The sequence below is a fragment of the Rhodobacter ferrooxidans genome (assembly GCF_000176015.1).
Taxonomy (GTDB): Bacteria; Pseudomonadota; Alphaproteobacteria; order Rhodobacterales; family Rhodobacteraceae; genus Pseudorhodobacter_B; species Pseudorhodobacter_B ferrooxidans.
On the sequence record NZ_ACYY01000006.1, the window covers coordinates 137,115 to 150,948 of the forward strand.

Sequence of the window (13,834 nt, forward strand, 5' to 3'; positions counted from 1 at the left end):
GCGGGCTAGAGCCGCCCCCACAGGTCATAATCCCCGGCTTCTTCCACGGTGACCTCGACGATATCCCCGGGCGTAAGCCCTTCAAAACCCTCGTCGATGAACAGGTTGCCGTCGATTTCGGGCGCATCGGCCATGGTGCGGCAGGTGGCGCCCTCGGCGTCCACCGCATCGACGATGACCGGCAGCACCCGTCCGACCTTGGCCGCCAGCTTGGCCTCGGAGATCGCCTGGGCCTTCAGCATGAACCGCTCCCACCGCTCCTGCTTGACCTCGGGCGCCACATGGTCGGGCAGGGCGTTGGCCCGCGCGCCCTTGACGTTTTCGAATTGGAAGCAGCCGACGCGATCCAGTTGCGCTTCGTCCATCCAGTCCAGCAGCACCTGAAACTCCGCATCGGTCTCGCCGGGGTAGCCGACGATGAAGGTGGAGCGCAGGGTGATGTCGGGGCAGAGGCTGCGCCAGGCGGCGATTTCGTCCAGGGTTTTCGCCGCCGCAGCGGGGCGGGCCATGCGCTTCAGCACGCCGGGGTCGGCATGCTGGAACGGGATGTCGAGGTAGGGCAGCACGAGGCCCTCGGCCATCAGCGGAATCAGGTCGCGCACATGCGGGTACGGATAGACGTAATGCAGCCGCACCCAGGCGCCGAGTGACCCAAGATCGCGCGCCAGATCGGTGATATGGGCGCGGTGCCCCTTGTCGGTCGCGTGTTTCAGGTCCAGCCCGTAGGCCGAGGTGTCCTGGCTGATCACCAGAAGTTCCCGCACCCCGGCAGCCACCAGCCGTTCCGCCTCGCGCACAATGGCATGGGCGGGGCGGCTGACCAGACGCCCACGCATGTCGGGGATGATGCAGAACTTGCAGGCGTGGTTGCAGCCTTCGGAGATTTTCAGATAGCTGTAATGCCGTGGTGTCAGGCTGACGGCACTGGCGGGCAGCAGGTCGATGAACGGGTCGGGACGCGGCGGCACGGCGCCATGCACGGCATCCAGCACCGCCTCGTATTGCTGCGGACCGGTAACCGCCAGCACCTTGGGGTGCGCGCCGGTGATGTAGCCCGCATCCGCCCCCAGACAGCCGGTCACGATCACCCGGCCGTTCTGCGCCAAGGCCTCGCCGATCGCCTCCAGGCTTTCGGCCTTGGCACTGTCGAGAAAGCCGCAGGTGTTGACGATCACCGCGTCGGCGCCCTGATAGTCGGCGCTGATCGCATAGCCCTCGGCCCGCAGCCGGGTCAGGATACGCTCGCTATCGACCAGCGCCTTGGGGCAGCCGAGGCTGACCATGCCGATGGTCGGCTGGCCTTCCCGGCGGGTTTCGGGAACGCTGGCATGCGCCAGATCGGGGCGGAGGTTGGGCGGGTTTTGTGACATTCGGGCTTTATACCGGGTGGCGCGGCTGGAGGAAAGGGCAGAGCCTCCGGCGGGGGTGAGGGCCGTCTCGGAAACGCTCCGGTGGAGCGTTTCAGGCCCGAACGCGCGGAGCGCCGGGCAAAGGTGAATGGGGTAGAGGCGTTGCGGCTTTGGCGGGGTGCGGTTAACGTGGATTTTACCACGGCCCGGCGAAGGTCGGGGACCCGGCGAAGGTCGGGTTGCGGGCAGGCGCGGGGGCAGCAGCGGGGCAGCATGGCGAACCATCTTTACTATGGCGACAACCTGAAGGTGCTGCGGGAAAGCATCCGCGATGCCTCGGTGGACCTGATCTACCTTGACCCGCCGTTCAATTCGAACGCCAGCTACAACGTGCTGTTCAAGGGGCCGCAGGGGGCGGACTCGGCGGCGCAGATCGAGGCGTTTGACGATACCTGGCACTGGAACGACAGCGCCGAGGAGGCGTTCGGCGATGTGATGCGCGGCGGCAATGTGGCGGCCAGCACCATGCTGCGGGCGATGCGGTCGTTTCTGGGCGACAACGACATGATGGCTTACCTTGCCATGATGGCGGTGCGGCTGGTCGAGTTGCACCGGGTGCTGAAGCCGACCGGCAGCCTGTATCTGCACTGTGACCCAACCGCGAGCCATTACCTGAAGGTGTTGCTGGATGCGGTGTTTGGGAACGAGAACTATCGCAACGAGATCATTTGGCGGCGAACCAACGCCCACAATGTGAAATCAAACGTTTTTCCGCGTGTTCATGACACTATCCTGTTTTATTCCAAGTCGGATAAAAGCACTTGGGCAAAGCAGTTCATTGGCTACTCGCCCGAGCAATTGAAACGCTACAGCGTTGATGAGGATGGGCGGCTTTTCACCGGGCAGGACCTGACGATGATCGGGGGTTCTGCCGAACGAAAGAAAGAATGGCGTGGGACAATTCCCTCGTCTGGCCGCGCTTGGGGTGCATCTCTGGAGCAACGCGAAGAGTGGTGGGCTGCGGGCTTGATCCTGACTAAGAAGGATGGGACGCCAAGACTTGATGGCAGGAAAGTCTTTCTCGACGAGAAACCTGGAAAACAGGCTGATTCTCTGTGGACCGATATCCTGCGAGTTGGCAACACCGCTGACGAACGTCTCGGCTACCCCACCCAGAAACCGGTGGCGCTGCTGGAGCGGATCCTCAACGCCTCCTCCAACCCCGGTGATGTGGTGCTCGACCCGTTCTGCGGCTGTGGCACCACGGTGCATGCGGCGCAGAAGCTGGGGCGCCAATGGATCGGCATCGACGTGACGCATCTGGCGGTGGGGCTGATCGAAAAGCGGCTGCGCGATGCGTTCGAGGGCGTGCAGTTCACCACCCATGGCGTGCCGCAAGACCTTGCCGGGGCGCGCGACATGGCGGCGCGGGGGCGCGAGGACAAGAATTATTACTTCGAATTCGAGAAATGGGCGCTGTCGCTGATTGCCGCGCAGCCGGGCAACCTGTCGAAAAAGGGCGCCGACAAGGGCATCGACGGCAACCTCTACTTTGGCGCCAAGCACGAGGGGCGGGCCATCGTCTCGGTCAAGGCGGGCGACAATGTGGGGGTGGCGATGATCAACCAGCTTCACGGCGTGCTGGAGCGCGAAAAGGCGCAGATCGGCATCTTCCTGACGCTGACAGAGCCGACGCGGCCCATGATCAAGGATGCGGCGGCGGCGGGGCAGTTCGAACTGCCGGGTTTCGCGCCGGTGCCGCGGTTGCAGATCGTCACCATCGAACAGGCGATGGAGTTGCGCGACCGGGCGGTGAAGCTGCCGGCGCGGCGCGACGATGGCTTCAAGCGGGCGGCGCGCGAGGTGGACGGGGCGGCGCAGGGGGCGCTGGACCTTTAGCGGACGCGCCTTGCCGCCGACAAAAGCCAACTGTAGCAGCAGTTTGGGGGACGGCAACAGCTTGGGGGCAGGGTCGCCCGTGCCCCCAGTGCGTCACTTCACGGTCAGAACCGACCACATGCCGGCATTCCAGTGGCCGGGCAGGTTGCAATAGACCACATACTGGCCCGGTGTCAGGTCAACCGTCAGGGTGCCTTTCGCGCCGGGTTCGATCTCGGCCACTTCGCCCAGCGAGCCGCCCGTCGCCTCGTCCACCCGCCCGGTCGCGGGGTCAAGCGGCAAGGTGCCACTGGCCGGAACCGGCGAGATCAGCATTTCGTGGAACATGTTTTCCGACATGTTGGTGACGGCCAGTGTCACCTTGCCAGCGGGCACGGTGTCGGTGGAAAGCGCCACGCCGAACTTGGCGGTGGAATGGTCGCCAGTGCCACCCAGCGCCAGATCGGTCGCCAGGTTTTCCATCTGGTCGGCATCCCAGAGGAAAGCCTGAACGGTGGTGTCGGCCAGCACCGGGGCCGCCAGTGCGGCCATCAGGGCGCCGGGCAGCAAGACGTATTTGAACACTCGTTTCACGATTGTCATACCTTCCTTTGTGCGTCTGTTGTGCGTCTGAAAAGTGCCCGTTTCAAAATCGGGCTTTTGGGGGCTGTGCCTAATTGCACGCCTTCAAGTGTAACTTAGAGCCGAAGCCGGTCAAGTCCGGGTGAAAAAAATAATGTCAAGTCAAAAAAGCACGTTTAAGTTGTATTTTGGGCCGGATCGGCGGGTTTCTGCGCAGCGGCATGAGGGGCCGCCAAAAGGGACAAATGCCGAAAGCTGTGTTGGCCTTGTGAAGTGTGCTGATCCGTGGCCCGGCGGCGCGCGCCCCGTGACCTGGAAAACGAGGCCAAGCGTCTGTGATCTCGGCGATTTGATGCCAAGGGTGGTGGTGGCGCTTGTGGCGATTTCGGGGGCGGATTAGGCTGGACGCATCAGGCGCCCCGGAGGGAATTTCATGCGGTGGATCGTGCGGCTGGTTGCGGCCTTGGCGGTGCTGGTGGTGCTGGCGGCGGGGTTGCTGCTGCTGTTGCCCGCCGACAAGGTGGCGCTGCTGGCGGCGCGCGAGTTTGGCCGGGCAACGGGGCGGGTTTTGGCGTTCGAGGGCGGCGTTACCCCGTCGATCTGGCCGGTGCTGGGGGTGGAAACCGGCCCGGTCAGCATCTCCAACGCCGAATGGTCGGACGCCGGGCCGATGCTGCGGGCCGAGGCTTTGGCGATCCGTCTGGACATGGGCGCGCTGCTGGGCGGCGAGGTGCGGATCACCGGCATCAGTGCCGTAGGCCCGGTGCTGCTGCTGGAGCGCGACAAGGACGGTCGCGGCAACTGGCAGTTCGGCGGCAAGGGCGGCGGGGCGGGTGCGGCCTCTGGTGCGCCGTTCACGCTGGACCTTGGCACGGTGACGGGGGGGGCGGTGCACTACACCGACCGCAGCACCGGTCGCAGTCTGAACCTGACCGGGATCGAGGCCGAGGCGGCCTTTCCCAGCTTTACCGGCCCGCTGGACCTGACCCTGAAGGCGGCGATGAACGGCCAGCCGCTGGACGTGACCGCGCAGATCGAAAGCTTTGGTCCGTTCATGGCCGGGCAACTGGTGCCGATGACGCTGAACGCCACCTCCGGCGTGGCCAGGGCCAGCTTCAAGGGCCAGATGGCGGCAAGCCCGCTGGTGGCCGAGGGCACGCTGCAGGCCGATCTGGCCGATCTGGCGGCGGTGTCGGCGCTGGCCGGGGCGGGGCGGCCCAACCTGCCAGAGGGTCTGGGCGCGCGCAATGCCGCCGTTTCGGGGGCGCTGACGCTGACCGCCGAGGGCAGTCTGCATCTGCGCGCGGGCACTGTCACGCTGGATGGCAATGTGCTGCAAGGCGATGCTGACCTCACCACCGACGGCCCGCGCCCGAAGCTGTCGGCGCAGGTCAGCACCGGCGCGCTGAACCTTGCGGCGCTGGCGGGGGCGCCGGGGGGCGGGGCGGCGGCAACCGGCTGGTCGCGCAGCCCGATTGATGTCTCGGGTCTTGCCGCGCTGGATGCCAAGGTGGCGCTGGCTGCCGATGCGATCACGCTTGGCACGGTGGATCTGGGCCGTTCGCGGCTGCTGCTGACGCTGGACCGGGCGCGGGCGGTGTTCGACATCCGCGAGATCGCGGCCTATGGCGGCAGCATTGCCGGGCAGTTCGTGGTCAATGGTCGCGGCGGGCTGTCGGTCGGTGGCGATCTGACCGCCAAGGGGCTGATGCTGCAACCCTTGCTGGCCGATCTGGCGGGGTCGGACCGGCTGATTGCCAATGCCGATCTTGGCCTGAAATTCCTTGGCGTCGGCAACAGCCTTGATGGCATTGCCCACAGCCTGTCCGGCAATGGCAGTCTGACGTTCGGCAAGGGCGAGTTGCGCGGCCTTGATCTGGCGGGGATGCTGCGCAATCTGGACCCCAACTTCGTGGGCGAGGGGGCCAGGACCATCTTCGACGGCGTGACCGCCAGCTACACGCTGAAGGATGGCGTGCTTTCCAACGACGACCTGGCGTTGACCGCCCCGCTGGTGGCCGCCAATGGCAAAGGCCGCGTTGATATCGGCAACCGGACGCTCGACTACCGGATCGAGCCCACCGTGCTGGCCCGTCCCGATGGCAGCGCCGGGGTCAACGTGCCGCTGGCGATCACCGGCCCCTGGGCCAAACCGGTGTTCAAGCTGGACCTTGAAGCCCTGACCCGTCAACGCCTGGCCGACGAAAAGGCCAAGCTGGAAGCCCGGCTGGAAGAAGAGCGCCTGAAAGCCGAAGCCGCCGCCAAGGCCGCGCTGTCTGACCGGCTGGGCATTGACCAGCTTCCCGGCGAAAGCCTGGAAGACGCCGCCCGCCGCCGCGCGCAACAGGCGTTGGAATCCGAAGCCGCTCGCGCGCTGGACGGGCTGATTGGGAACGGCGCGGGGAACTGACTCCGGTTTCTTCATGGCCCGGCGCTTGGCGCGTTCGGCCCGAAACGCGCCCCCTTGGGCGTTTCCGACACGGCGTTTCCGACACGGCGCTCACTGCCGCCGGATAGGCCGGTCATCAATCTTTACCGCCGTCAACGCCTTGATAGAAACAAATTGTTTCCACGCTACTGCCATCAGAATGACACAATGCCCGATTGACGGCTTGGCAAATAAACCAAATCATTCCATTGCGTTTTAAACGATTCCTGATCCGGTCCGGCAAAATCAGGACCAATGGCCAATTCAACGACCATTCAACCCCGGGAAGAGTTCAGGCGTCGAGCATACCATTCACCGCATAGTTTAAGAGGTAATCATGGCGACGCTACCCCAATATGGAACCGACAAAGCCGACACCTTCACCGGCTCGGATATTGCCGATACTTTCTACGGCGGCCAAGGCGCCGATGTCATGTATGGCGGCAATGGCAGCGACCGGCTTTACGGCGGTAGCGGCGGGGATGTTCTGGTCGGCGGCAATGGGCATGACCTGCTGACCGGCGGGTCCGGTAACGACACCTTCGTTTACAACACCGCGGCCGAGGCCGGGCGGCCCGGCAGCAGCGATGTCATCACCGATTTCAAATCCGGTGACGACCATATCGACTTGGCAGCCTTCATGGCCGGCGGCCAGTTCATTGGGGCTGCGGCCTTCACCGCAAGTGGTGGTCGCGAGGTCAGCTATGACCAGAGCACCGGCGTGCTGACGGGCGACGTGAACGGCGACGGCACGGCAGATTTTGCCATCGAGCTGGCCAACCATGCGGCGCTGACCGCCGCGGATTTCATCTTCTGAACCGGCAAAAGGCTTGGCGGGCTTGCCCGTCCGGCCCCCACCCCCACCAAAGGCACAGCCCAGCCATGCGCCCCGGCGTCGGCAACAAAAAAGGGCGCAGCCCAGCCACGCCCCTTTGCGAAATCAAGGCAGCGTTTCAGCGCCGCCGATCGCGCCGCGCGCTCATCGGCTGGAACGCCACGCCGACATGCGCCTCGCAATAAGGCTTGCCCGGCAGACTGGGCAGGCCGCAGAACCAGAAATCGTCGGTGGCAGGGTCGCCGATCGGCCATTTGCAGGTGCGCTCGGTCAGTTCCATCAGCGTCAGCTTCTTGGCGCGCTTTTCCACCTCGCGCACCGAAGCCAGCGCCTCGGGGCTGATCTCGTTGGCCGAGGGTTGCGGTGGCAGCGGTTGTCCCGCCGGGATGATCGCCTTGCGCAGCGGAATCGGCGTGATGCTGGCGCCGTTGCTGGCTCCAGTGCCGACGGGCGCCGCCGCAGCAGCAGGGGTCGCAGGCCGTTCCGGCGCCACCCGCGGCTCGGCCGGGCGCAGCGGCTCCACCGGCGCCGGGCGCGCAGCTTCCACCGGGGCCACTTCCACCTCGTCCTCTTCCTTGCCGCCCGGCCCAACCCGGTTCGACAGGCCAAGCCGGTGCACCTTGCCGATCACCGCATTGCGGGTGACCCCGCCCAGTTCCTTGGCAATCTGCGAGGCCGACTGGCCTTCGGCCCACATCTTCTTGAGCGTCTCGACGCGCTCATCGGTCCAGGACATGCGTGATCTCCGATATAAGGCTGCCGTGGCCCAAAGGCCCCGTTCCGCCAGTTCGCGCCATTCTACGGGCCGGGCGGCGCAGTTACAAGCGCAAGGGGCCAAAATCCACTGCAAAGCCATGGACAGGCATCGCCCGTTGCGCTACCACGCCGCCATGATCACCGCTTCGCACCCCTTCGCGCTGCCCCGACGCCGACGCACCCGCGCCTGAGCGACCGATCCCGCGTGGCCACGCGCCGCGCACCCCTCACCCGATCTTACGTTGACTATGCCCCGCGGCTTTGGCACGCATTGGGCTTCCTTTCAGGGATATCGCCATGATTGCTTCCGTCCTGCCCACCTATTCCCGCGCGCCCGTGGCCTTCACCCATGGCTCGGGCTGCTGGCTGACCGCCGAAAACGGCAGCCGCTATCTTGATCTTGGCGCCGGTATCGCGGTTAACGCCCTGGGCCATGCCCATCCGGCGCTGGTGGCGGCGCTGACCGAACAGGCGGGCAAGCTCTGGCACGTCTCGAACCTCTACCGGGTGCCGGAGCAAGAGGTGCTGGCCGACCTGCTGGTCGAACACACCTTCGCTGACACCGTATTCTTCACCAATTCCGGAACCGAAGCCGCCGAGCTTGCCATCAAGATGGTGCGCAAATACTGGTATGACAAAGCCGAACCGCGGACCGAGATCCTGACCTTCGAGGGCGCCTTCCACGGCCGCTCCACCGGCGCCATCGCCGCCGCCGGGTCGGAAAAGCTGACCAAGGGCTTCGGCCCCCTGATGCCCGGCTTCCGCGCCCTGCCGTTTGGCGACCACGACGCCCTGCGCGCCGCCGTCACCCGGCAAACGGCTGCGGTGATGATCGAGCCGATCCAGGGCGAGGGCGGCATCCGCAGCGTTCCCGACCAATGCCTGAAAGGCCTGCGCGACCTCTGCGACGAGACCGGCGCCCTCCTGGTGTTCGACGAGGTGCAATGCGGCATGGGCCGCACCGGCAAACTCTTCGCCCACGAATGGGCCGGCATCACTCCCGACATCATGATGGTGGCCAAGGGCATCGGCGGCGGCTTCCCGCTGGGCGCCCTCTTGGCCACCGAAGACGCCGCTTCGGGCATGACCTCGGGCACCCATGGCTCCACCTACGGCGGCAACCCGCTGGGCTGTGCCGTCGGGGCCGAAGTGATGCGGCTGATCGCCAACGACGCCTTTCTGGCCGAGGTCAACCGCAAGGCCGCCCTGTTCCGCCAGGGCCTTGAAAGCCTTGTGGCCAGCCACCCAGAGGTGTTCGAGGCGGTGCGCGGCCAGGGTCTGATGCTGGGCCTGAAATGCCGCGCCGCCAACACGGCCGTGCTGCAGGCGGCCTACGCCGAACACCTGCTGACCGTGCCCGCCGCCGACAATTGCCTGCGCCTGCTGCCCGCCCTCAACATCCCCGACGCCGACATCACCGAGGCGCTGCACCGCCTCGACGCCGCCGCAATCCGGGTGGAAACCCAAGCCGCCTGAACCATTCACCTTTGTCCAAATATCCCGGGGGTCCGGGGGCAGCGCCCCCGGCTTCCTTGCAAAAGAAACCGGAAATGAAACACTTCCTCGATATCCACACCACCGCCGCCGCCGATCTGCGGCTGATGATCAACTCGGCCCAGGCGATGAAAACCGCCCGCAACGGCCGCCCCAAGGGCACGCCCGACGACGACCAGCCGCTTGCGGGCCGCATGGTGGCGCTGATCTTCGAAAAACCCTCGACCCGCACCCGCGTCAGCTTCGATGTCGGCGTGCGGCAGATGGGCGGGCAGACCATGGTGCTCTCGGGCAAGGAAATGCAGCTTGGCCACGGCGAGACCATTGCCGATACCGCCCGGGTTCTCAGCCGCTATGTCGATCTGATCATGATCCGCACCTTCGAGGAGGCGACGCTGCTAGAGATGGCCGAACACGCCACCGTGCCGGTGATCAACGGCCTGACCAACCGCACCCACCCCTGCCAGATCATGGCCGACGTGATGACCTACGAGGAACACCGCGGCCCGATCGCCGGGAAAAAAGTGGTCTGGGCCGGCGACGGCAACAACGTCTGCGCCAGCTTCCTGCATGCCGCAGGCCAGTTCGGTTTCGATTTCACCTTCACCGGCCCCGAACCCTTGGACCCCGAAGCCCCAGCCCTCGGTTTTGCCCGCCAGATGGGCAGCCGCGTCGCCATCGAGCGTGACCCCGCCCTTGCCGTGCAGGGAGCCGATCTGGTGGTCACCGATACTTGGGTCAGCATGCACGACCCCGAATCCGCCAAGGAACGCCGCCACAACCAGTTGCGCGGCTATCAGGTCAACGACGCGCTGATGGCCAAGGCCAAGCCCGACGCCCTGTTCATGCATTGCCTGCCCGCGCATCGCAATGACGAGGTGACCAGCGCCGTGATGGACGGCCCCCATTCGGTGGTGTTCGACGAGGCCGAAAACCGCCTGCACGCGCAAAAGGCGGTGATGCGCTGGTGCCTGGGGGTCTAGGTGAGCCCGCTTCCCGATCCCGCATTGCAACGCGTGCTGTTGCCCGCTTTTGCGCCCTGCGCCGGGTTTGGCACCTGCCCCGAGGCGGTGTGGCAGCCTGCAATCGGCCATGTGCCGCGCGGTTTTCTGGGTGCTGCGGGCGATCTGGCGCAGGTGCGCGCGATCATGGTCTTTGCCGAACCGGGCGGGGTTTACCCGCAGGACCATTATGACCCGGCGCTGACCCCGCAGCAGATGCTGTCGGCCTGCGTGGCCGAGACCTTGCGGATCATGGCCGCCGCACAACACCAGTTTCACCGCAATGTCCGCTGGTTCATTGATCAGATCGTGCCGGGGCAGGATCTTGCCAGCCAGTTGTGTTCGGTCTGGCTGACCGAGGCGCGGCTTTGTTCGGTTGCGCAGGAAATCGGTGGTCGCAAGGACCGCACCTGCGCCGACCGCTATCTGGCCCGGCAAATCGCGCTGATGCCGGGGGCGGTGGTGATCGGGTTTGGCGCCAAGGCGCAGGCCTGCCTGTCGGCCCTGCAGATCCCGCATTGTGCGGCGCGCGCCCTTGCCCCGCCGGGGGCCAACCATCGTCCGGCGCGGCCAAGCTGGGAGGCCGCCATAGCCGAAGTGCGCCGACGTCACGGCCATTGACCCGCTTGCATTCCGCGCCATTTGCCTGCTTGCTGGCAGGCAAGCAATTGCTGCCTTCCCCAATCCGAAAAGGCCGATGATGCAGAACCCTGTCCCCGTCTTCACCCATTTCCTGACCGCGCTGTCCAGACTGCTCGACAAGGCCGAAGCCCATGCCGAGGCGAAAAGGCTCAAGCCCGAGGTCATCCCGAACCTGCGGCTGATCGCTGACATGCTGCCGTTCTGGCGTCAGGTCACCATCGCCTGCGACCATGCCAAAGGCGCCTGCGCCCGGCTGGCGGGGCTGGAGGTTCCCAGCTTTGCCGATACCGAAACCACCCTTGCCGACCTGCGCGAGCGGGTGGCCAAGACCCAGGCCTTCCTTTCCAGCATCCCCGCCGATGCCTTCACGGGCGCCGAGGCCCGCACCATCCACATCAAGGCCGGCCCGCGCGAACTGACCTTTACCGGCGATCATTACCAGAACGGCTATGCGGTGCCGAACTTCTTCTTTCACATGACCACCGCCTACAACATCCTGCGCGCCAATGGTGTCGATGTCGGCAAGGTCGATTTTCTGGGGGGCTGAGCCATGGCACCTGCGCCGCTGTCGCCTGCGCTGCTGATGATCGACGTGCAGATGGCTTTCGTTCACGACCGTGACGCGGGCTACCCCTGGGCCAACCCCGAGGCCGAAGCGCGGATTGCCGACCTGCTGGCGGCGTTCCGCGCCGCGGGGCTGCCGGTGATCCACATCCACCACCACGGGCTTGACCCGCGCGACACCATGCACGCCACTGCACCCGGGGCTGTGGTGCAGCCCTGCGCAGCCCCGGTGGGGGCCGAGCCGGTGGTGGTCAAGCATGGCGCCTCGGCCTTCATCGGCACCGATCTGGCGCAGCGGCTGGCGGCTTTGGGCAACCCGGCGCTGGTGCTGGCGGGCGGGGCGGCGAATGTCTGTGTCGAAAGCACGGCGCGGATGGCTGGGAACCTCGGGTTCAGCACCACGGTGGTCGCGGATGCGCTGATCAACTTCCAGAAAACCCTGCGCGACGGTCGGGTGATGCCACCGGCGGACGTGCTGGCGCTGACGCTGGCCAATCTGGACGGCGAGTTTGCCCGCATCACCGACACCGCCACCGTGCTGGCCGAGATCGCCGGATGACCGCCGCCCTGTTGGTGATCGACATGCAGATGGGCATGGCCCGCCGCAGCGCCGAAGGCCGCCCGCGCGCCAATCCGCAGGCCGAGGACAACACCGCCGCCCTGCTGGCCCTGTTCCGCGCCCGTGGTCTGCCGGTGATCCATGTGCATCACGACGATCCCGGCACGCCGTTCAGCAAGGGTCAGCCCGATGGCGAACCGATGCCCTGTGCGCAACCTGCGCCGGGCGAGGCGGTGTTCTGGAAATCCACCTCCTCGGCGTTTTCCGGCACCGGGCTTGACGCGCATCTGCGCAAGCGCGGCATCGACCGGCTGGTGCTGATCGGGGCGGTGGCGGCGTTCTGCGTCACCTCGACCACCCGCGCGGCATCGGACCTTGGTTTTCAGGTGATCCTGCCCGGTGATGCGCTGATCGGTTTCGACATTCCGGCGCATGATGCCAAGGACTCGGGGGGCAGGATCGACGCCGACACCGTGCTGCGGGTCACCCTTTCGCTGCTGGGCGCCGATTTCGCGCAGCTTGTCACCACCGCCGAGGTAGCGTCCGTTATTTGACTAATGCACCTGCCGGTCATCCGCCGCCGCCACCTGCCGCGCCAGCAGCGCCACGCCGACCAGCAGCAGCGCCAGCGTCGCATAGGTGACGCGGTAGCCGATATGCTCGGCCACGAAACCGATGCTGGCGGGGGCCACCAGAATCCCCGAATAACCCATCATCGTCACGATCGAGATGCCGACCCCGGCGCCCAGACCGGGCAGGTTGCCCGCCGCCGACAGGGTGATCGGCACCATGTTGGCGATGCCCAGCCCGGCGATGGCAAAGCAGCCGATGGCCAGCGGTGCCAGCGGCGCAAAGGCCGCGCCCAGCAGCCCCGCCGCCGCCACCGCCCCTGACACCCGCAGCGTCACCACCGCGCCAAAGCGGTTGCGCAGGCCGTCTCCGGCAAAGCGCATCAGCGCCATGCTGCCGGCAAAGGCCGCGAACGCGAGGCCCGAGGTGGAAACCGAACTGCCCAGATCGCGCGCCAGATACAGCGCCGCCCAGTCCAGCACCGCGCCTTCGGGCACCATGCTGGCCAAGGCCATCAGGCCGATCAGATAGATGGTAAAGCTGCGCGGCCAGTGCCGGTGTTTCTGCCCCGCGGTCCCCGCCACCCGCGGCACCGGCGGCGCGCCGTCCAGCCGCGGGCCGACCGCCAGCACCAGCGCCAGCGCCAGCCCCGAGACCAGGGCCGCATGCACCACCGCGCCCTGACTGGCGATGATCCAGCCACCAACCCCGCCGCCGACAAAACCGCCAAGGCTCCAGAACCCGTGCGACGAGGACATGATCGCCCGGCCCAGCCGCCGTTCGACCTCGACCGCGTTGGCGTTCATCGCCACGTCCATGCAGCCGATCAGCGCCCCCATCACCGCCATGGTGGCCGCCAGCAGCCAAAGGTTCGGCGCCAGCACCACCGCCAGCAGCGTGCCAGAAGCCGCAATGGCAAAGCCGCGCAGCACCGGGCGTGAGCCATGCCGGGCAATCAGCCCGCCCGAAACCGCCATTGCCGCCACTGCACCCAGGCCAAGGCCGAGGATCAGCAAACCCAGGGTGAACTCGCTGATCTGATGCCGCGGCAGCAGCAGCGGGATCTGCGGCGCCCAACTGCCCATGATGAAGCCGTTGGTCAGGAACATTGCCGCCACCGCCCAGCGCCCCCGTGTTGCCACCTGTCGCCCCGCCTGCATCCCGCACCCCTTGTTG

At 66.3% G+C, this 13,834-nt stretch carries 13 protein-coding genes; 9 read left to right on the forward strand and 4 right to left on the reverse strand.

The genetic code is table 11. The annotated features are described in order from the left end of the window. Positions 1–5 precede the first annotated feature (5 nt). On the reverse strand, positions 6–1,370 hold the full coding sequence (rimO, locus tag RSW2DRAFT_RS06475; RefSeq protein WP_008029222.1) for a 30S ribosomal protein S12 methylthiotransferase RimO: 1,365 nt from the start codon (positions 1,368–1,370) through the stop codon (positions 6–8). A gap of 252 nt (positions 1,371–1,622) precedes the next feature. On the opposite strand from rimO, the gene RSW2DRAFT_RS06480 reads away from it, so the two are divergent. Then, positions 1,623–3,248: a site-specific DNA-methyltransferase gene (locus RSW2DRAFT_RS06480; RefSeq protein ID WP_008029223.1), complete on the forward strand. Its 1,626-nt coding sequence runs from the start codon at positions 1,623–1,625 to the stop codon at positions 3,246–3,248. Between the two features lie 93 nt (positions 3,249–3,341). Here the strand turns inward: RSW2DRAFT_RS06480 and RSW2DRAFT_RS06485 are convergent, their stop codons facing one another. Further along, entirely contained in the window at positions 3,342–3,821 is a 480-nt protein-coding gene (locus RSW2DRAFT_RS06485; RefSeq protein ID WP_198008076.1) for a sulfocyanin-like copper-binding protein, read from the reverse strand. A 421-nt stretch (positions 3,822–4,242) separates the two neighbouring features. Between RSW2DRAFT_RS06485 and RSW2DRAFT_RS06490 the strand changes: the two genes are divergently transcribed. Then, entirely contained in the window at positions 4,243–6,219 is a 1,977-nt protein-coding gene (locus RSW2DRAFT_RS06490) for an AsmA family protein (protein WP_008029226.1), read from the forward strand. A 355-nt stretch (positions 6,220–6,574) separates the two neighbouring features. After that, the gene (locus RSW2DRAFT_RS06495) at positions 6,575–7,054 is read left to right on the forward strand and encodes a M10 family metallopeptidase C-terminal domain-containing protein (RefSeq protein WP_008029228.1); all 480 of its coding nucleotides are present in this window, start codon (positions 6,575–6,577) and stop codon (positions 7,052–7,054) included. A gap of 136 nt (positions 7,055–7,190) precedes the next feature. On the opposite strand, the gene RSW2DRAFT_RS06500 is transcribed toward RSW2DRAFT_RS06495, so the two are convergent. Beyond that, entirely contained in the window at positions 7,191–7,808 is a 618-nt protein-coding gene (locus tag RSW2DRAFT_RS06500) for a GcrA family cell cycle regulator (protein ID WP_008029231.1), read from the reverse strand. A gap of 317 nt (positions 7,809–8,125) precedes the next feature. Between RSW2DRAFT_RS06500 and RSW2DRAFT_RS06505 the strand changes: the two genes are divergently transcribed. The 6 genes from RSW2DRAFT_RS06505 to RSW2DRAFT_RS06530 all read left to right on the forward strand — a co-directional run bounded on the left by RSW2DRAFT_RS06505 (position 8,126) and on the right by RSW2DRAFT_RS06530 (position 12,642). Continuing rightward, positions 8,126–9,304, forward strand: a complete 1,179-nt coding sequence (locus RSW2DRAFT_RS06505) for an aspartate aminotransferase family protein (RefSeq protein WP_008029234.1) — start codon at positions 8,126–8,128, stop codon at positions 9,302–9,304. Between the two features lie 74 nt (positions 9,305–9,378). Next, positions 9,379–10,305, forward strand: a complete 927-nt coding sequence (gene argF, locus RSW2DRAFT_RS06510) for an ornithine carbamoyltransferase (RefSeq protein ID WP_008029237.1) — start codon at positions 9,379–9,381, stop codon at positions 10,303–10,305. Next, complete coding sequence (locus RSW2DRAFT_RS06515) at positions 10,306–10,944, forward strand: hypothetical protein (protein WP_008029238.1); 639 nt, start codon at positions 10,306–10,308, stop codon at positions 10,942–10,944. Between the two features lie 79 nt (positions 10,945–11,023). Further along, positions 11,024–11,512, forward strand: coding sequence for a DUF1993 domain-containing protein (locus tag RSW2DRAFT_RS06520; protein ID WP_008029240.1), 489 nt, complete (start codon positions 11,024–11,026; stop codon positions 11,510–11,512). A gap of 3 nt (positions 11,513–11,515) precedes the next feature. After that, positions 11,516–12,088 (forward strand): isochorismatase family protein, encoded by a 573-nt coding sequence (locus RSW2DRAFT_RS06525; protein WP_008029243.1) that lies wholly within the window; start codon positions 11,516–11,518, stop codon positions 12,086–12,088. Continuing rightward, entirely contained in the window at positions 12,085–12,642 is a 558-nt protein-coding gene (locus RSW2DRAFT_RS06530) for a cysteine hydrolase family protein (protein WP_008029245.1), read from the forward strand. Before RSW2DRAFT_RS06525 ends, RSW2DRAFT_RS06530 begins: the two co-directional genes overlap by 4 nt. Here the strand turns inward: RSW2DRAFT_RS06530 and RSW2DRAFT_RS06535 are convergent, their stop codons facing one another. After that, on the reverse strand, positions 12,643–13,800 hold the full coding sequence (locus RSW2DRAFT_RS06535; RefSeq protein ID WP_232209658.1) for an MFS transporter: 1,158 nt from the start codon (positions 13,798–13,800) through the stop codon (positions 12,643–12,645). Between the last annotated feature and the right edge of the window lie 34 nt (positions 13,801–13,834).